The sequence below is a fragment of the Cytobacillus sp. FSL R5-0377 genome (assembly GCF_038004385.1).
GTDB lineage: Bacteria > Bacillota > Bacilli > Bacillales > Cytobacillaceae > Cytobacillus.
Window position 1 is genome coordinate 4,011,863 of sequence record NZ_JBBORA010000001.1, and the last position, 18,646, is coordinate 4,030,508.

Below are 18,646 nucleotides of genomic sequence, written 5' to 3' on the forward strand. Positions count from 1 at the left end.
TAGTAATAACAAAGGAAAGTATAATAAATTCAACTATTGCAAACAGTTCTAATAATGATGACCAGCTAATAAAGTACAGAAAGGCTGACCTAAATGAAATATAAATTAGAATGGAAATATAAACTTAAAGGAACCGGGGATATTTTATTTACTTCAGACTGGATCGATGGTGAATCTGCATTGCAGGCTGGAGAAGATATCGAAAAGTCGGGAAAGGGCAAAGAGATCTTTTATTATGATGAAGCAGGAACTTCCTGGAGCACAAAAGAAATGAAAAAGCTCCTCATGGAAGTGGAAGAGGACCCTCATGATATTACCGTATTTTTTGATGGCGGCTTTAATAAAGATACCAGCCAGGCCGGACTCGGTGCGGTCATTTATTTTAAACAGGGCAAAAAGAAGTATCGTGTCAGGGCAAATGAGCTCTTTGATGAGATGGATAATAATAATGAGGCAGAATATGCAGCTATATATTATACCCTAAACCTGCTTGAAGAAATGGGCGTTCATCATATGACTTGTGAATTTAAGGGTGATTCCCAGGTGGTATTAAAACAGCTTGAAGGTGAATGGCCGTGTTATGAAGAGAATTTAAATCGCTGGCTCGACCGAATAGAAGAAAAGATAAAAAAGCTGAGCATACTGCCAAGATATAAACCCATTCCGCGCAATGAAAATAAAGAAGCGGATAAGCTGGCAAGCCAAGCGCTGCAAGGGAAGGTTATTAACAGCAAAATGCAGATCATATAAATGGAATTAAGGAAGGCGTGAACCGTTTTGAGCAGAAAGGAAATTATCAATGAAGTGGAGGAGCTGATGACAAGTTATTGCAAAGACTGCTTCCTTCATAAACATCATAAAGATGAAAAAGGGCGAAGGTATGCTCATCGATTTTGCATTACAGAGTGTACAGTCGGTGAGAAAATTAAATCAATTGGGTGCAAGCTTTCATAAATTGAAACTTCAATAAGTGGGGAGTGTTTTTCTCTCTGCTGATTGTTAGATGAGGCCCACAGGAAGCGGGGCACAAAGACGTTGCCGCGGGATGTGGCGTTTTTAAGTCCTTTTCCTTCTTTCGAGCCTTTACGGGCTTTGATTTCCGCTTATCTTCCATTGAATCATCTGAGTCTTGATGTGGGGGTCTTACTGCCCGTTAGACTGCGATAAATGCTGGACAAAATAAAAGGCTGGCAGATGCCAGCCTTATTATCGTTATATTTGAATTATAGTTTTACAACGTTTGCAGCTTGAGGTCCGCGGTTTCCTTCAACGATTTCAAAAGAAACTTCTTGGCCTTCTTCTAAAGATTTGAAACCATCGCCTTGGATAGCTGTGAAGTGTACGAAAACATCGTCTCCGCCTTCAACTTCGATGAAACCGAAACCTTTTTCATTGTTGAACCATTTTACTTTACCGTTTTGCATGTTTACATTTCCTCCTAAGCCTGTCAAGACACATCATGTGCCTTAGATGAATATTACCACCTAACAAAACATAACAGATATTTTTATCTAATAACGGAAATATATTCTGTTAAATGATGATTATAATATACACGAATGGGCACTTTCAGTCAAGGAATTGAACACCATTTTTACAAAAAACAATAAAATATTTTAAATATTTCTACTTTTATTTATTGGGAAGGGAAATACTTGGTTTTTACTGAGATCTGATAACATAAATTATCGTTTTTCTCATATGAATTATTAATTATCTTGTTTTCAAAGGGTGAGGGGAATGTACCGGTTTTCGATTGAGGATCAGGATTGGATCTTGAGGTTTTCACCCAACATCCAGATTGAAGCAGAAGAGAAGCAGGCCATCATCAGTTCCATCCTGCAGCTTGGCAAGGATCTCCCGCATTACACGCATGGAGAGTCTTTTATCATCATGAATGACCAATTAGGCATTATTGTTTTTAATGTCGAGAAAATACCATCTCTGATATTGACCGTCTCAAACATTGTTGCAGAAGATAAATGGTACATTCAAAAGAACCTTACATTAAAACGCTATTTAAAAGACTGATCGGCAAAAGCCGATTTTTTTTATGAACAGGTTTAATAGGTAAAAGATCTCAGGGGCTTCCGCCTTATGCAAACGATTTCCTCTATAGATTAATATATAGTTGATAGAATCTTCTAATAACTCATAAAGGAGGAATAATGTTGAAAGCGTTTAAACAGTTGATTTTTCTGGCCGCAGCTATAATATTTGCTGCATCTAATTTTTTATCACCATTAATGCAAACGATTGCATCAGCTGAGAAAAAGACACATGGAGCAGGTCAGACTACAACAGTCACCATCCATTATCAGCCTGAAGATGGCGGAACAAAGGATTGGAATTTGTGGGTTTGGCCTAAAGATGGCGAGGGACAGGTTTTTGAATTTACTGGTGATGATGAGTTTGGACTTATTGCAGAAGTTGTGCTTGAAGGTATCCATGATGAAGTTGGTTTTATAGTCCGCACTGACAGCTGGGAGAAAGATGGAGGGGACCGATTCATCAATATAAAGAGCGGCTATGATGAAGTATGGGTGAAAGCAGGCGATGAACATACATATACATCACCGCCTGATGGTGAGTACAGGGACTTTCCGGCATTCGAACGTGTGAAGGTAAAACTCCACTATTTTAGATATGACGGAAATTATGAAGGCTGGAATTTATGGACGTGGCCTGAAGGCAAGGGTGGAAAAAGAATTGATTTTACAGCAGAAGATGATTTTGGGAAAGTTGCTGAATTTGAACTTGAAAACCCGGAAGGTATGACAAAGGCTGGATTTATAGTCAGGAAGAGCATGCAAGGAGATGATTGGGCCGTTAAGGAGTTTGGTGATCGCTTTATTACAAAGTTTGATGATATGGGGAATGCAGAAGTATGGATTGTTCAGGGAACAGAAAGAATTTATTACAATCCAGCTTATATTGAAAAAGATCCTAAAATTGTGAATGCTTCTATGGATACCTTTAATCAAATTACACTTGAAACTAATTTTCCATTCGAATGGAGAGCTTGGGAATCCATAATTAAAATTGACAATGCCAAAATTAAAGAAGTGGTCCCTTTTGACGGGGATGAGGAAAAGGATTTTACAAATAAAGTAAGAGTAATAACGGAAGATAAATTGGATTTCAGGCAATCATATAAAATCTCTGCAGTTTCATTTGGAGAGGCAGTGGTGAAGATCGGGAATATTGTCAGATCGGAGGAATTTGATGATGCTTTCTATTATGATGGAAAGCTGGGGAATCAGTATACTAAAAAACACACCGCCTTTAGGGTTTGGGCCCCTACAGCAAGTGAAGCATCGATAGTGCTTTATGACAGCTGGAATGATCAGACCGCCGAAGAAATTTCTCTTGAAAGAGGTGAAAAAGGCACCTGGTCAACAATTCTTAAAGGAGATCAAAATGGGCTGATTTACAATTATAGAGTCAAAATTGGAGAAGAATGGACAGAAGCCACCGATCCTTATGTGCGGGCTGTAACGGTAAATGGCGACAGGGGCGTAGTAATGGACATGGATTCAACCGATCCTAAAAAGTGGAATAAACAGAAGCCAAAGTTAAAGAATCCAGAGGACTCTATTATCTATGAAGTTCATGTCCGGGACCTTTCCATTCACGAGGACAGCGGCATAAAGCATAAGGGGAAGTATCTTGGGGCTGCTGAGAAAGGCACCACAAATTCTACAGGAGAAAAAACAGGTTTAAATCATATAAAAGATCTTGGAGTCACACATGTTCAGTTTCTTCCGGTTTATGACTACCGGACAGTTGATGAAACAAAACTGGACCAGCCACAGTATAACTGGGGCTATGATCCTAAAAACTATAATGTGCCGGAAGGTTCGTATTCTACTGATCCATATAATCCATCTGCAAGAATTACAGAATTGAAGACAATGATTCAGGAATACCATAATGAGCAGCTGAGGGTTGTAATGGATGTTGTATATAATCATGTTTTTGCAGTAAATGAATCCAGTTTCCACAAGCTTGTACCAGGCTACTTTTTCCGCTATAACGAAGATGGAACACTTGCCAATGGCACAGGGGTAGGCAATGATACAGCTTCAGAAAGGAAAATGGTTCAGAAATTTATTATCGACTCTGTTGCCTATTGGGCTGAAGAATATAATCTTGACGGATTCCGCTTTGACTTGATGGGGATTCATGACACTCAAACTATGAATAAAGTAAGAAAGGCATTGAATAAAATTGATCCTTCTATCATTATGATTGGAGAAGGCTGGGATTTAAACACACCACTGGCTGCAGAAAGAAAAGCCAATCAGAAAAATGCCGAAGATATGCCTGGTATAGGCCATTTCAATGATGGCATCCGGGATGGTTTAAAAGGCAGTGTGTTTGATGAACGGGATAAAGGTTTTGTAAATGGCAAGCAAGGCTTGGAAAGCTTTGTTCAGCAAGGAATTGCAGCAGGATTGGAGTATCCGGCCACAATGGCCACATACAAGGATCCTGAACAGGTGGTGACATATGCTGAGGCCCATGACAACCATACTCTTTGGGATAAGCTTGAACTGACCAATCCGGATGCATCAGAAGAATCCAAAAAGAAAATGCATAAGCTGGCTTCTTCCATCATTTTGACATCCCAGGGTGTCAGCTTTGTTCATGCCGGCCAGGAATTCATGCGGACAAAATATGGGGATCACAACAGCTATAAATCCCCTGATAGTGTCAATCAGTTAGACTGGGACCGCCGAACTGAATTCAGCAGGGAAGTAGACTACTTCAAAGGTTTGATAAAGCTGAGAAAGCACTATAAATCCTTCAGAATGACTACAGCAGAGGATATTCAGTCAAAGCTTGAATTTATTGATGCTCCAGATAATACAGTTGCATACAGACTGGATGCTAAAGGCCTAAAAGATAGAGCCAAAGAGATTGTAGTAATCCATAATGCAAATACAGAACCAGTCAAGATATCACTTCCAGCCAATAGCCCTTGGCATTTGCTTGCAGACGGAAAGCAGGCTGGGTTAGGAACCTTAAAGATATATCAGTCAAAAACAATTGAAGTACCGGCACAAACAAGTTTTATTCTGAAAAGATAAAAAGCAGAGGAGAATCCTGTCAGAGGGTTCTTCTTTTGTTTGCATATTGGAACACAAGTGTTTTTTAAAATTTCATATCTATAATGGTATTTTAACTCCCTTTGCTAAATTTTTAGGTTAATATTAAAATAGATATCTATATTTTGTTCTTACAACACAAAGGGAGCTAAAGTATGAAACTGATTATCGCGGAAAAACCCGATCAGGGTATGACGCTGGCTTCTATTTTTAAAATGAAGAAACACCAGGGATATATTGAAATCTTTCCAAATGATATATTCCCCCAGGGGGCTCATGTTACCTGGGCTATAGGCCACCTATGCCAGCTGTCTGCCCCTGAAAAATATAAAAAGGATTGGAAAAAATGGTCTTTGGACACATTGCCAATCATTCCAGAGCAATTTCAATATGAAGTGACAAAGGATAAAGCAAAGCAATTTAATATAATCAAACAGCTTGCTTCTAATCCCGATTTAACAGAAATTATCCATGCAGGGGATGCAGGGAGAGAAGGAGAGCTTATTATCCGGAACATACTAAGGCTTACCGGATCTAGAGTTCCTATGAAAAGGCTATGGATCTCTTCTTTGACTCCAAAAGCCATAAAGGAAGGTTTTCTCGCCCTGCTGGATGAAAGCGACACAGGAAATTTATACTATGAAGCCTATACGAGAGCATGTGCCGACTGGGTCGTTGGGATGAATGCTTCGCGTTTATACAGTCTTCTTCTGCAGCAGAAAGGTTTCTCGGATGTTTTTTCAGTAGGAAGGGTTCAGACACCCACACTTGCTTTAATCGTAAAAAGAGAAAATGAAATTCAGAACTTTGTTTCCGAACCTTTTTGGGAGGTAAACGCACAATTTAAAGTAAACGGGAAAAAATATACCGGTAAGTGGGAAAAAGATGGAGAGGCCAGAATTAAGACTAAAGAGCTTGCCGAAAAGATTGCGGCATTTTGCAGAGATAAAGATGCAAAGGTAGAAGATGTGCAGGCTGAAAAAAAAGAATTCCTTCCGCCTATGCTGTATAATCTTTCGGCATTGCAGGCAGAAGCCAACCGCAGGTTCAAATTCCCTCCTAAAAAAACACTGGATGTTCTGCAAAAGCTTTATCAAAAAGGAATCGTTTCATATCCTCGTTCAGACTCCCGTCATGTAACCGCAGGAGAAGCTGAAATGTTTCCGGAAATCCTCAGAAAAATGGAAGCAAAAGAGGAGTATAAGGAATTTTTCCCTTTGCCTATAAGCTCGATTTTGCAGAATAAACGGTATGTGAATGACAAGAAGGTAACTGATCACTATGCCATCATTCCGACGGAACAGGTGCCGGACCTGGGAAGATTATCTTCGGAAGAAAAAATTCTCTATGATCTGGTCGTGAGGAGCTTAATCGCTGCTCATTATGGAAAAGCTGTATCAGAATATACAACGATTAAGACTCTTGTGGATGGAAGAGCATTGTTTCTATCCAAGGGGAAAGTCCAGCTTGAGGAAGGCTGGCGAAAAGTGATTCCTCAGCAGGAGAAGGAAAAGGATCCGGCACTGCCTTTACTGCAGGCTGGCGATCAGGGAACAGTGTTGAAGGCTGATGTAAAAGAAAGCAAAACCCAGCCGCCTAAAAGGTATACTGAAGGCCAGCTGATTACACTAATGAAATCGGCGGGGAAGCATATTGAGGATAAGGAACTTGAGAAGGTTCTGATGAAGACAGAAGGCCTGGGAACAGAAGCCACAAGAGCGGGAATCATTACAATGCTGAAGGAGCGCAAATACATCGATATAAAGAAAAATCTTGTATATGCAAACTCAAAAGCAAAAATCCTTATAGAAGCAATAGGAACACAAATACTTGCTTCTCCTGAAATGACGGCAAAATGGGAACAGCGGCTAAAGGACATTTCAGATGGTCAGGCATCCCCGAAACAATTCATGGAGCAGACCAATAAAATGGTAGGGCATTTAATCTCTGCCTCTATTGAACATGCAGGAAAGTGGATATTCTCAGAAGAAGATAAAGAGGGATTCACTCCCGGCAAATTCAAGCAAAAAAGGTCAGCGAATCTGGGAAAATGCATGCTATGTGATGGTAAAGTTGTGGATAAGGGAAGCTTTTATGGCTGTTCCAATTATAATAAGACCAAATGCACTTTCACTATCTCCAAAAGCATTATGGGTAAGACAATGACTCAAAAACTGCTCAAACAGCTATTAAAGGACGGAGAAACAGAATTAGTTGAAGGATTTACGAGCAAAGGAAAAGATAAAACATTTTCAGCTAAATTATCCTGGGATCAAAAAGAAAACAGAGTCAAATTTCTTTTCCCGCAAAAAACCTGAATTTACCGGATTTAGCATAATTCCTTGTCTCCATTTTCCAACTGTAGTAAAATCGTCTAAGTCCTATATTTATTTATGGAGATATTAAATGAACATGCGCTCTGCGCTTTTCTAAAATAGATTGTCTAGCTCCGAGCGCCCATCGGCAGGCGCTCTGCGCTTTTCTAAGTGGCAGGAGGTTGCGTAATGCCAACACCAAGTATGGAAGATTACATTGAACAAATATATATGTTAATTGAAGACAAAGGTTATGCAAGGGTTTCTGATATTGCAGAGGCTCTCTCAGTACATCCATCTTCTGTGACAAAAATGGTCCAGAAGCTTGATAAGGATGAGTATCTTGTATATGAAAAATACAGAGGGCTTGTATTAACACCAAAAGGGAAAAAAATCGGCAAGAGGCTTGTATACCGGCATGAACTTTTAGAACAGCTCCTGCGTATTATTGGAGTCAAAGAAGAAAATATTTATGAAGATGTGGAAGGCATTGAACATCATCTGAGCTGGGATGCCATCGACCGGGTGGGCGACTTGGTTCAATTTTTTGAGGAGGATGATAGCCGCATCGGAGTGCTGAGGGAAATCCAGCGTAAAAATGAAGAAGAACAGTAAAAACCTGACTGCTTTGAGTCAGGTTTTTTCATATAGGGCTAATAATTAATAGAGGCTTGGAAAATCATCAAAAGATGATGCTTCGGAAGGATTTAGCTGTATAGAGCCATCTTCGCTTTCATAAATATGGATACCTTCAATAATACCTTGTTCTGCCTCCATCAGTGCTTTGCGATAAGAAATGATTCGTCCTCCGGATGTTTGGAATGAAATGATTTCACCACTATTGTTACGGTAGACTGCTGTCAGCTGCTCGCCGTTCATACAAAACGCTCCTTATTCATTTTCTACCAATATTGTTGACGTTTTTATCATTATATAATCAGAGGTATTTTTGAGAATCTTAGCGAATTAAAAATATTGGGAACTTTTTTTATAAACAATCGTATGCTTAGACGGAGGGATAGAATGAGTACTTTCAATTGGTCTGCAGAAGCAGAGAAGCTGTGGGATAAAAATTCAGAATCATGGAATGCAAAGAGCAGGGCAATGTGGGAGGAAGGAAGCCGAAAGGATATCATCTCCTTCTTCGAAAAACATGTCAAAAAAGAATCTGCTGTTTGTGATCTTGGGTGCGGAGATGGTTACGGCTCCTACAAGCTTGCTTTGGCTGGCTATAAGGTTACCGGGATTGACGTCTCAGAAGAGATGATACATAAAGCTGAAAAATTAAACGCTGAAACGGATGCGGTTTTCAGGAAGGAAGACATTTCAGAGCTTTCGCTCGAGGAAAATGCAATTGATGCGGTTCTTGCGATTAATTCACTGGAATGGACCGAGAGCCCGCTTGATGTTTTACAGGAAATTCGGCGAATTGTTAAGCCGGGCGGAAGGGCTTGTATAGGGATTCTTGGCCCCACGGCCGCACCGCGGGCTAACAGCTACCGCAGGCTTTATAAGGATGAAGTTATTTGCAATACCATGATGCCGTGGGAATTTGAACAGCTTGCACATGAAAATGGATGGTCAAAGATTGATGAACTGGGCGTATATAAAAAAGCATCAGAGCAGCTTTCAAAAGGCTCGCTGACTGATGAGTTAAAGCAATCATTATCTTTTATGTGGATCTTTATGCTTGAAAGCAGAAAAAGGAAAGGATGACAAAAGAATGAGCAGATATTCAATTGAAGAGTTTGTAAACCAGACGAAACAGCAGGATAAAGGTGAAGGGCTTTTTGAACTGGAGACACCAAGGATGCTCGAAATTAATCTAACCAGCCAGGTTTGGGCTAAGGCGGGCGGAATGGTCTCCTACCGCGGCCAGATAAAGTTTGAGCGCGAAGGTATTCTCGAGCATGGCTTAGGAAAGATGTTCAAAAAGGCACTCACCGGAGAGGGAACCGCTTTAATGAAAGCAACAGGCAACGGAAAGCTATACCTTGCAGACCAGGGCAAAAAGATCTCAATTCTGAATCTGGCTGGGGATTCCATTTTTGTAAATGGAAATGATCTCCTTGCTTTCGAGCCTTCCATCAGCTGGGATATTAAATTAATGAAGAGAATGGCAGGCATGCTGGCAGGAGGCTTGTTCAATGTCCATTTAGAAGGGACGGGAATGGTAGCTATTACTTCCCACTATGAGCCGCTGACACTTTTGGTTACTCCTGATAACCCCGTATATACTGATCCGAATGCGACAGTTGCTTGGTCAGGGTCACTGCAGCCGGAATTTGTTACAGATATCTCTTTTAAAACGTTCCTTGGAAGAGGGAGTGGAGAGTCGATACAAATGAAGTTTTCAGGCAGCGGCTTTGTAGTGGTCCAGCCATTTGAAGAAGTGTATTATGCTCAGCAATCATAAGGAATAGCATAAGCGCTTTGCTAAGAAAAGCCGGTTTATTAAAAAACCGGCTTTTTCATGTTTTTAACTGCATATTAAGTTATTCCGCTTGCTGGATTATCAATCCCACTCGTAAGGAGTCTCCTGATACACATAGTAGTTCAGCCAATTAGAAAACATTAAATGGGCATGTGAGCGCCATTTATTATGAGGTTTCCTGTCAGGATTATCATTCGGAAAATAGTGTTTGGGTATAGGAACCTGCAGCCCTCTGCTTTTGTCTCTTGTATATTCTTCTGCGAGTGTGCAGGCTTCATATTCCAGATGGCCAGTTACCATAATTTGTCTGCCGCCGTTCGCGCTCATGATGAAAGGACCAGCCTCCTCAGAAGAGGACAGAAGCTTTACTTCCGGATGTTTCAGCAGCTGCTCCTCATAAACATCTGTATTTCTGGAATGCGGAGCAAAAAAGATATCGTCAAAGCCCCTCAGCAGTTTTTCCCTTCTGTCATGTACTTCATGAAGAAAAACACCGGAACATTTCTCAGGCAGCTCATATTTTCCGATCCCAAAGTGATAGAATAATGCTGCCTGTGCTCCCCAGCATATATGCAGGGTGGAGGTAACATTTGTTTTTGTCCACTCCATGATTGCAGTCAGCTCCTCCCAATAGTCAACCTCATTAAAATTAAGAAGCTCTACAGGAGCGCCGGTTATAATCATCCCGTCAAATTTTCTATTTCGAACCTGCTCAAACGCAGTATAGAATTGTTCGAGATGCATGGGACTGGTATTTTTTGATTGATGAGTGGCAGTTTTTAAAAATGAGATGTTTACCTGTAAAGGCGTATTTCCAAGTAGTCTTAAAAGATGGGCTTCTGTTTTTTCTTTCTCAGGCATCAAATTCAGGATAAGGATATTTAATGGGCGTATATCCTGCTGTTTGGCACGGTCCTCATCCATGATAAATATATTCTCTTCCTCTAAGATCTCCCTGGCAGGAAGCAGCTTAGGAATTTTTATCGGCAAGTGATCATCTCCCTGTACAAAAATTCAATTAAACTCATTATAAAGACGATTCAAAATTGTATCAATGCTTTACTGTGTGAAAATGCAAAAATATCAAAAGTAAATGACAATATTTTGTTTCAGAGATGGTACAATAAAGCTGTAGGAACCTATACATAACGGATTCTGGGGGGATATCAGTGAATGTGAAACCGATCGTGAAATCAGACATAGAAATTGCTCAGGCGTCAGCCATGAAGCCCATTAAGGAAATTGCAGAAAAACTGGGACTCATTGAGGATGATCTGGAGCTATTCGGCAAGTATAAAGCAAAAATATCCGCAGCAGCCTTAAAAAAATTAAGTACGAATGACAGCGGTAAAATAATTCTTGTCACTTCCATTAATCCAACACCTGCAGGGGAAGGAAAGTCCACGGTAACCGTCGGACTGGCAGATGCGTTTAACAGACTTGGCAAGAAGGCTATGGTTGCAATGAGGGAACCTTCCCTGGGGCCAACTATGGGAATTAAAGGCGGTGCAACAGGCGGGGGTTACGCACAGGTTCTCCCGATGGAAGACATCAATCTGCATTTTACAGGTGATCTTCACGCAATTACAACAGCCAATAATGCATTGGCGGCCTTGATTGATAATCACCTTCAGCAGGGGAATTTGTTAAATATCGACCAAAGAAGAATTGTCTGGAAGCGTGCTCTGGATTTGAACGACCGTGCATTAAGGAAAATAGTGATTGGCTTGGGTGGTCCTTTGCAAGGTGTTCCAAGAGAGGATGGCTTTGATATTACTGTGGCTTCAGAAATTATGGCCGTTTTATGTCTTGCATCAGATCTGCAGAACCTGAAGGAAAGACTGGGTAAAATGGTTATAGCCTACAATTATGATAAGCAGCCTGTAACAGTGAGCGATCTAGGGGTGGAAGGTGCTCTTACTCTGCTGCTTAAAGAAGCAGTTAAACCTAATTTGGTACAGACTATTGAGCATACACCGGCATTGGTTCATGGCGGCCCGTTTGCCAATATTGCGCATGGCTGCAACAGTGTGATTGCAACTTCTGCAGCTTCCAAGCTCGCTGATTATGTAGTGACAGAAGCAGGCTTTGGTGCGGATCTTGGCGCTGAAAAGTTCCTGAATATTAAAGCCAGGAACGAAGGCATTGACCCTGAAGCAGTGGTAATCGTAGCTACAATCCGAGCTTTAAAAATGCATGGCGGCTTGTCAAAGGATGAATTAGGCAAAGAAGATACCGAAGCACTCACCAGGGGCTTTGCTAATTTAAAGAAGCACGTTGAAACAGTTGAAAGCTTCGGGCTTCCGTATGTAGTGGCCATTAACCGTTTTATTACCGATAGCGAGAATGAAATTGCGACCCTCACAGACCTTTGCAGTAAGGAAGGCATGCCGGTAGCCCTGACAGAAGTTTGGGAAAAAGGCGGACAGGGCGGAATTGAGCTCGCAGAGAAACTTTTTGACATTTTGGATCAAAACGCAGTGAAGTTTAATCATCTGTATGATTTATCGCTGCCGCTTGAAGATAAAATTCTAACTGTGGCCCAGAAGGTATATGGCGCAGATAATGTTGAATACTCAACCAAAGCCAAAAAACAGCTAAAAGACTTTGAAAGTTTTGGCTGGGGTGTCCTGCCGGTTTGTATGGCTAAAACACAATATTCTTTATCTGATGATCCTTCAAAGCTGGGAAGACCATCAGATTTTACCATTACAATACGTGAGCTGAAGCCATCCATTGGTGCAGGATTTATTGTAGCACTCACAGGTGATGTAATGACAATGCCTGGTTTGCCTAAAGCCCCTTCAGCCATGAATATGGATGTAGACGAAGATGGAAATGCAGTAGGCCTGTTTTAAGGAGGGTTACCATGTTTGACCCAACGGCCTTTGAAAATATGAAGGTTGTAATGGAAGGCGGATTTTATGACCGGGACCTTGGCGGAGAAATTAGAATAGTTGACCGGAATGATATTATGAACTCAGCGAAAATGTGCCGCAGATATGACATTACTTTTACAGATCATGCTGACGGCATGGCGGAGATTTACTGTACCTTTATAATGGAAGCGGGACTTGATAATCTTGCAGCTGAGCTACTGCCTCAACGTAAATCCGAAATGCAGGCAGGATGCCGTATATTAGTGAATTTTATAATTAAACATCTGAAGGATCATAAAAAATTTCAGGAAATCCGGGAAGTTCTGCGAGGAATATGGGGCAGTGGACGGAATATCGAACAGACTGTGAAATACAGACCCGAAAATAGGCAGGAGCTGGCCGAAATCGAAACCATCATTTCTTTTAACCGCCTGGTCCAGGAAGAGCAGATTGATGACCTGAATGAAATGATTACTTATATGACAGCTTCTATGGGTGCTTTGAGAAAAATTTACTTGTAGAACCTGCTCGCCTTGCTATTAAAAGCAAGGCGTTTTTTTTGTGATATTTTTTACGGAAGATTCAAAATTATATTTACAATTAACCTCTCTGATAATACGATTAAGAAGGAATGGAAAAACATTCCGAATACTAAAAAAGGAGGAGAGGCAAATGATTAAGGAAATCTTTGCGCAAAAGGGATTGGAGAAGGGTAGACAATGCGTAACCTAGTCAGGAGGACAAAGGGATGATTCAAGGTACAGACAAATTAATCATTGCAGAGTACCATGAGGGATTTGCTGCAGGAATCGCAAAAATGTGGAACTTGAGCAGAGACAGCTGGGGCGGAGATACCAGTGTAATGACTGAAGAGCAAGTAAAAACGAAGGAAGCGAATAATGGCAATATTACTTTATACTTGGCCCTTGATGGTGAAGAAGTAGTAGGCTATTGCGGGCTGTCAGAATACAAAGAGGATACGGGATCCCTGTATATCCCTCTTTTAAATGTAAGGCCGGATTACCATGGGCGGAAAATTGGAAAAATGCTGGTACTTAAAGCTCTGCAAAAGACAATTGAATTGGGCTGGCCGCGCCTTGATCTCTATACATGGCCGGGAAATGTGAAAGCTGTCCCGCTGTATAAGAAATGCGGCTTCTTCTGGGAAGACAGGGATGACACAACCCATTTAATGAATTTTATTCCCGCAGTTCACCAGACTCCGCTTTTAAAGCCTGTACTGGAGAAGCTTGATTGGTATGACAGCAGCCTGAGAGACATCGATGTGAAGCCAGATGGAATCAAAGAAAATGGATTTACATTTTATGAGTATAAATGGCAAAGCGGGGAAGTGTCTGCAAGAGTCAGATTAGAAAGGACCGGCAGAGGAATAAGTTTAATCGAAACGAATGAATATCTTATAGAACTATGCATGAGCCATCATGAAGTAATTGAAAATGAGGTTCATAACTTTCAGCTCAAACTTGTGAATAAAACCGGAAATCCTGTTTCGTTTAAGGCTCAAGGGAAAAATCATGGAAGAGTCGAATCAATGTTCGAGCACGATTTGACAGTCGAAAGCGACGCTGTTATTAGCGGACAATTCATTGTGCATGAAGGGGAAGAGCCCAGTGTCTGGAAAACTCATCCTTCATTGGATGTGAAGGTTTGGGTAAATGATGAAGGAGGCGAATTACGTCTTGGACTTCTTCCAAAGCAGCCTGCCAAAATAACAGGAGCTTCTAAAGGAAATCTCAGGGGTTTGAATCAGGAAGCAGAATTCGAAATGGAAGTAGAAAACAGCCTGGATGAGGATGCAGTATTTCACCTTTCTTTTCCTGAAAGCGATTTGGTTGAATTGGAGAAGCAGGAGTATGAGATACAGCTCCACAAAAAAGAGCGTAAGCTGCTGAAGGTGCCTTTTATTGTAAAGAAACATGGCTTTTATCAGCCTGAAATATCGGTTTCAGCAATAAGGGAGGATGGGCAAGATCATTCTTTCACATGCAGCACGGTTGGCATCCCCCTTAAAAACTTCGGCCGGAAATTTGGAGGAGAGTCAAAAGAATACTGGCATATCTGCAATGGGATTTGCCAGGTGAATATTCGGAAAATGGATTATAAAATCACAGCCGGCAGGAACGAAAGTGTAAACCAGCCTTTTGCGTTTTTTGTCCCTAAGCTTGGCAAGCCCTTTTCAACTGAATTTTCAAAGGCAAAGCCTCTGGCAGCAGATTGGTTCATAGATGATACGGCTATTACTTTTAAATTGGTTTTCAAGTCTGAAGCTTTTCCAGGGATTCTTGTAAACTTGTATACCTCACTTTATGGTGAAGGCCTTGTGAAAATTTGGTCTGAACTGATAAATGAAGGGAATAAAAAGTTTGAAAACCTGTTTATAAGCCAGCCGTTATATCATGAAATGCAGCATCCATATTTTCCGCTGGAGAATGAAGTGATAGAGTTTTCTAATGTTAAAGAATTGGGGTTTATGGAAATACCAGCTGAAAGCATAACCGGAAATTGGTTTTTCGACAAACATAATGGCGAGCCGATTGGATTCTGCTGGCCAAATAGTGCTCATTCAAGTCCGGATGGGTGGCAATTTTATTATCAGCAGGAGACTGGCTGTTTTGAACCGGGGCAGAAAGTGGTATTGGCCCCTGGCTATTTATCCATTGGAGCCTTCCGGACTTGGGAAGAAATGCAGCAATTCTCAGGAGCGGCCGCTGAACCTGATAAAATAGTAAAGCTTGAAAAAGCGCTCATTATCAATAGGGGAAATCCGGTGGCAAAGGAACAGAAAGCAGAGTTTACTCTTAAAACTCATCGATCGAGTTATCTCAACGGCACGATAGATGTTTATTTAAATGAAAATAAAAAACTATCCGCAAATTTCAGCCAGGAACAGGAACTAAAGGTATTTAAAGCGAATTTTCCTATTGATGGCATGAAACCCTTATCTCTTGTGAAAGCCGAGATTTCACTTGACAGCGGTAAGATGGATGTAAAAGATTTTCTGCTGATGCCCAGGGGGAAAGTCAGTATATCAACTGAAGAGCAAAGCGGCAAGACGGTATATAAAATGGATAACGGCATTATTAGCTTAAAAGCAGCACCTGATTTTTATCCTGGATTATTCTCATTAGCGTATAAAGAAAATGAATGGCTTGATTCTTCTTTTCCTGAACTGGTTGCCAAGGGATGGTGGAACCCGTGGGCCGGAGGCATGAAAACTCTTCCATCCCAAATGAGTGGGTTTTCGCTATTGAAGGAGAAATCTTCTGCAGAATTTATCAATGTAAAAGATTCGTATGAAAACGATTGGTCTGTATTGGCCATTCATACTAAAATTGCCGAGCATACCATCTGGAAAGGACTCGATTATACACAATATTTCGCGTTATTGCCGGGCGTGCCAATCCTTGCTTATTGGGTAAAGGTAACCGATGCAGGAGGGAAGTATCTGTTAAATGAAAAATGGATAACAGATATATTTATATCAGGTGGCCCCTTAAAGGATCTTACTCTTGAATTAACTGGAAAAAATGCTGAATCAGCCTACCAGGCTGGAGTTGAGGAGCAATCCTTTGTTAATATTGAAGGATCCTGTGTTAGCAGCTCCCGCTCTCCCGAAAAAATGTATTTAATGAAAAGTATAGATGCTGAATTCCTGGGGGCATATATGAATAAAGAAGCTTTCGAAGTTATTTTGGAAAGGAATGCAGTGCCATTAACCAAACCGGGCTTTATTGTCTTTGATGAAAGAAGCTTTAAGGGCAAAATCCTTAATAACCTGCATTATCTGGAATTCCGCTAAAGGAGAGATTATGAAAGTCATAGATGCACATATTCACTTTTCAGATATTAAATCATTCCATCAGACAGCAGATGAAATCTCATTTGTTGATTATTCATATAACGGGCACCAGAAGGAGTTCCAAAATGCCAATGTAGTTCTGAGCATCGCGATGGGACTTACTGAAACAGATAATATGGGGTTTCCGGATTATGAAGCCAGAACACCCATGGGGATTGACCTGGAAGACAAGGTGCCTGCCAATATCGTTTATTGCGCCGGAATCAATCCATATGATCTCGGAGAAGATGCTCTGAAAAGGCTTGAGGATGAACTCCAGAAGCCTGCTGTTGCAGGCATTAAGATTTACCTGGGATATTATCCTTTCTACGCCTATGATGAGGTATATGAACCCGTGTATGCACTCGCTGAAAAATATGGGGCTCCAGTTGTATTTCATACAGGTGATACCTATTCCGAAAGGGGATTGCTTAAGTATTCTCATCCCCTGGCTATTGACGAGGTAGCTGTTAAACACCGGAATATCAATTTTATGATGGCCCATTTTGGAGATCCGTGGACTCTGACCGGGGCTGAGATCATATACAAGAACCGGAATGTCTATGCCGATCTTTCAGGCATTATTGTTGGGACAAAAGAAGAATTGAAGAAGCGCAGTGAAGGCAGATTTTTGGACCATCTGAGGCATGCTTTAGTATTTGCGGATTCTTACGATAAATTGCTTTTTGGAACGGATTGGCCGCTGGCGCCTGTGGGTCCTTATATTAAATTTATAAAAGAACTCATACCTGAAGAGCATCATGCAGATGTTTTCTATAATACCGCTGTAAAGGTTTTTCCTAAAATCAAGCCTTTTCTGCCATAGAGAGAGCGGCTGGAAGAGATATCTTTCACTTCCAGCCCTTTAATAGTCTTATTTACATACATACACGTATAAATATCTTAAAAGGGGGGGCTTAAATGGTCAAAATTGCATGGGTAACAGACAGCACGGCTTTTTTGAATGATGAGTTAAGAAACCATCCTGATCTGTACCAGATTCCAATGACGATCATTATGGATGGAAGAGAATATACAGACGGTGTTGATCTAACACCTGAAGAACTATATGCAACGTTAAAAAACCTGGAAACCCCGGCTAAAACTTCCCAGCCATCCATCGGTGCTTTCAGGGACTTATATGAAAATCTGCAGAAGGATTATGATTGTATCATCGCTGTGCTTGTATCGGCAAAGCTCAGCGGGACGGTTTCTTCAAGTGAACAGGCCGCCCAGATGGTTGATATACCGGTATACAGCCTGGATTCCAAGATATTATCATATCCTTTAACAAGATTGATCCTAAAAGGAATGGAACTGGCAATGGCAGGACTTGATACTAAAGACATTATCAGCGAGCTTAAGATGCTCCGCGATACGGGAGAAACCTATGTCCTCATTGGCAGTCTTGAACAGCTTCATAGGAGCGGCAGGATGTCCGGGGTTCAATTCTTTTTGGGAAGTATGCTTAATGTAAAGCCGATTATTTCAGTTCACGATGGAGAATTAAGCGTAAGAGAGAAGGCCAGGAGCGAGAGAAAGGCAAAAGATAAAATAGTGAAGCTGCTGAGGAGCGCACATGAGAGAAACCCGCTGAAGGAAGTATTCATCTTGTACGGTTTGCATCCGGAAGAAGCGGAGATATGGAAGAAGGAACTTCAGGGAGAATTTGCGGGCATCAAATTTGGATGCTATTCCTTAGGAGCCACCATTGGAGTCCATGCTGGAGAGCATACACTAGGCATCAGCTGGCTGAATGGCCTGAAATAATATAATATAAGCTCAGGTGCAGGAAATCAAAAATACTGGTTTTCTGCACTTTTTTATCTTTTAACATGACGGTTTTCGTTAGATTCCGGCTTAGAATACCGGTATGTTCCCTTTTGTGTTCGTAGATGGCCCGGTTCCGACACAGACCACTGGGTTTGCTCCATTTGAGTCAGAAGATGGCCCGAGTTCTGACACAGAACACTGGTAAGGGCCTATTTGTGTCCGTAGTTGGCCAAAGTTCTGACAAAGAATACTGGAATAGCTCCATTTGAGTCAGA

General features: G+C 41.1%; 16 protein-coding genes. 13 read left to right on the top strand and 3 right to left on the bottom strand.

What is annotated here, in order from left to right; translation table 11 throughout:
* Window positions 1-93: 93 nt before the first annotated feature.
* Both NSQ49_RS20470 and NSQ49_RS20475 read left to right on the top strand, forming a co-directional pair.
* Entirely contained in the window at window positions 94-750 is a 657-nt protein-coding gene (locus NSQ49_RS20470; RefSeq protein WP_159864122.1) for a ribonuclease H family protein, read from the top strand.
* Window positions 751-777: 27 nt separating this feature from the next.
* Window positions 778-954: a zinc-finger domain-containing protein gene (locus NSQ49_RS20475; protein WP_159864119.1), complete on the top strand. Its 177-nt coding sequence runs from the start codon at window positions 778-780 to the stop codon at window positions 952-954.
* 269 nt (window positions 955-1,223) lie between these two features.
* Here NSQ49_RS20475 and cspD read toward each other — a convergent pair whose 3' ends face one another.
* A complete protein-coding gene (gene cspD, locus NSQ49_RS20480; RefSeq protein WP_009791749.1) occupies window positions 1,224-1,424 on the bottom strand; it encodes a cold-shock protein CspD in 201 nt (66 codons plus the stop codon).
* Between the two features lie 316 nt (window positions 1,425-1,740).
* On the opposite strand from cspD, the gene NSQ49_RS20485 reads away from it, so the two are divergent.
* The 4 genes from NSQ49_RS20485 (at window position 1,741) to mntR (ending at window position 8,041) form a co-directional block, all read left to right on the top strand.
* Window positions 1,741-2,031 (top strand): hypothetical protein, encoded by a 291-nt coding sequence (locus tag NSQ49_RS20485; protein ID WP_159864116.1) that lies wholly within the window; start codon window positions 1,741-1,743, stop codon window positions 2,029-2,031.
* A gap of 137 nt (window positions 2,032-2,168) precedes the next feature.
* Window positions 2,169-5,093: a type I pullulanase gene (gene pulA / locus NSQ49_RS20490; protein WP_251283608.1), complete on the top strand. Its 2,925-nt coding sequence runs from the start codon at window positions 2,169-2,171 to the stop codon at window positions 5,091-5,093.
* Window positions 5,094-5,266: 173 nt separating this feature from the next.
* On the top strand, window positions 5,267-7,429 hold the full coding sequence (locus NSQ49_RS20495) for a DNA topoisomerase III (RefSeq protein WP_251283607.1): 2,163 nt from the start codon (window positions 5,267-5,269) through the stop codon (window positions 7,427-7,429).
* A 186-nt stretch (window positions 7,430-7,615) separates the two neighbouring features.
* On the top strand, window positions 7,616-8,041 hold the full coding sequence (gene mntR, locus NSQ49_RS20500) for a transcriptional regulator MntR (RefSeq protein WP_159864110.1): 426 nt from the start codon (window positions 7,616-7,618) through the stop codon (window positions 8,039-8,041).
* A 45-nt stretch (window positions 8,042-8,086) separates the two neighbouring features.
* Here the strand turns inward: mntR and NSQ49_RS20505 are convergent, their stop codons facing one another.
* Window positions 8,087-8,305, bottom strand: coding sequence for a DUF3892 domain-containing protein (locus tag NSQ49_RS20505; protein ID WP_159864107.1), 219 nt, complete (start codon window positions 8,303-8,305; stop codon window positions 8,087-8,089).
* Between the two features lie 144 nt (window positions 8,306-8,449).
* Between NSQ49_RS20505 and NSQ49_RS20510 the strand changes: the two genes are divergently transcribed.
* Complete coding sequence (locus tag NSQ49_RS20510; protein ID WP_159864104.1) at window positions 8,450-9,142, top strand: class I SAM-dependent methyltransferase; 693 nt, start codon at window positions 8,450-8,452, stop codon at window positions 9,140-9,142.
* A gap of 7 nt (window positions 9,143-9,149) precedes the next feature.
* Window positions 9,150-9,842 carry an AIM24 family protein gene (locus NSQ49_RS20515; protein ID WP_159864101.1) on the top strand — a complete coding sequence of 231 codons (693 nt, stop codon included), beginning with the start codon at window positions 9,150-9,152 and terminating at the stop codon, window positions 9,840-9,842.
* Window positions 9,843-9,941: 99 nt separating this feature from the next.
* Here NSQ49_RS20515 and metA read toward each other — a convergent pair whose 3' ends face one another.
* Window positions 9,942-10,850 carry a homoserine O-acetyltransferase MetA gene (gene metA, locus NSQ49_RS20520; RefSeq protein ID WP_251283606.1) on the bottom strand — a complete coding sequence of 303 codons (909 nt, stop codon included), beginning with the start codon at window positions 10,848-10,850 and terminating at the stop codon, window positions 9,942-9,944.
* Window positions 10,851-11,029: 179 nt separating this feature from the next.
* Here metA and NSQ49_RS20525 point away from each other — a divergent pair, with 179 nt between their 5' ends.
* The 5 genes from NSQ49_RS20525 (at window position 11,030) to NSQ49_RS20545 (ending at window position 18,368) form a co-directional block, all read left to right on the top strand.
* Window positions 11,030-12,718 carry a formate--tetrahydrofolate ligase gene (locus NSQ49_RS20525; protein WP_159864095.1) on the top strand — a complete coding sequence of 563 codons (1,689 nt, stop codon included), beginning with the start codon at window positions 11,030-11,032 and terminating at the stop codon, window positions 12,716-12,718.
* Window positions 12,719-12,729: 11 nt separating this feature from the next.
* Window positions 12,730-13,260 carry a hypothetical protein gene (locus NSQ49_RS20530; protein ID WP_159864092.1) on the top strand — a complete coding sequence of 177 codons (531 nt, stop codon included), beginning with the start codon at window positions 12,730-12,732 and terminating at the stop codon, window positions 13,258-13,260.
* Between the two features lie 227 nt (window positions 13,261-13,487).
* Window positions 13,488-16,559 (top strand): GNAT family N-acetyltransferase, encoded by a 3,072-nt coding sequence (locus NSQ49_RS20535; RefSeq protein WP_251283605.1) that lies wholly within the window; start codon window positions 13,488-13,490, stop codon window positions 16,557-16,559.
* Window positions 16,560-16,569: 10 nt separating this feature from the next.
* Window positions 16,570-17,424 carry an amidohydrolase family protein gene (locus NSQ49_RS20540; RefSeq protein WP_159864087.1) on the top strand — a complete coding sequence of 285 codons (855 nt, stop codon included), beginning with the start codon at window positions 16,570-16,572 and terminating at the stop codon, window positions 17,422-17,424.
* Between the two features lie 95 nt (window positions 17,425-17,519).
* Window positions 17,520-18,368 carry a DegV family protein gene (locus NSQ49_RS20545; protein WP_159864084.1) on the top strand — a complete coding sequence of 283 codons (849 nt, stop codon included), beginning with the start codon at window positions 17,520-17,522 and terminating at the stop codon, window positions 18,366-18,368.
* Window positions 18,369-18,646: the final 278 nt, after the last annotated feature.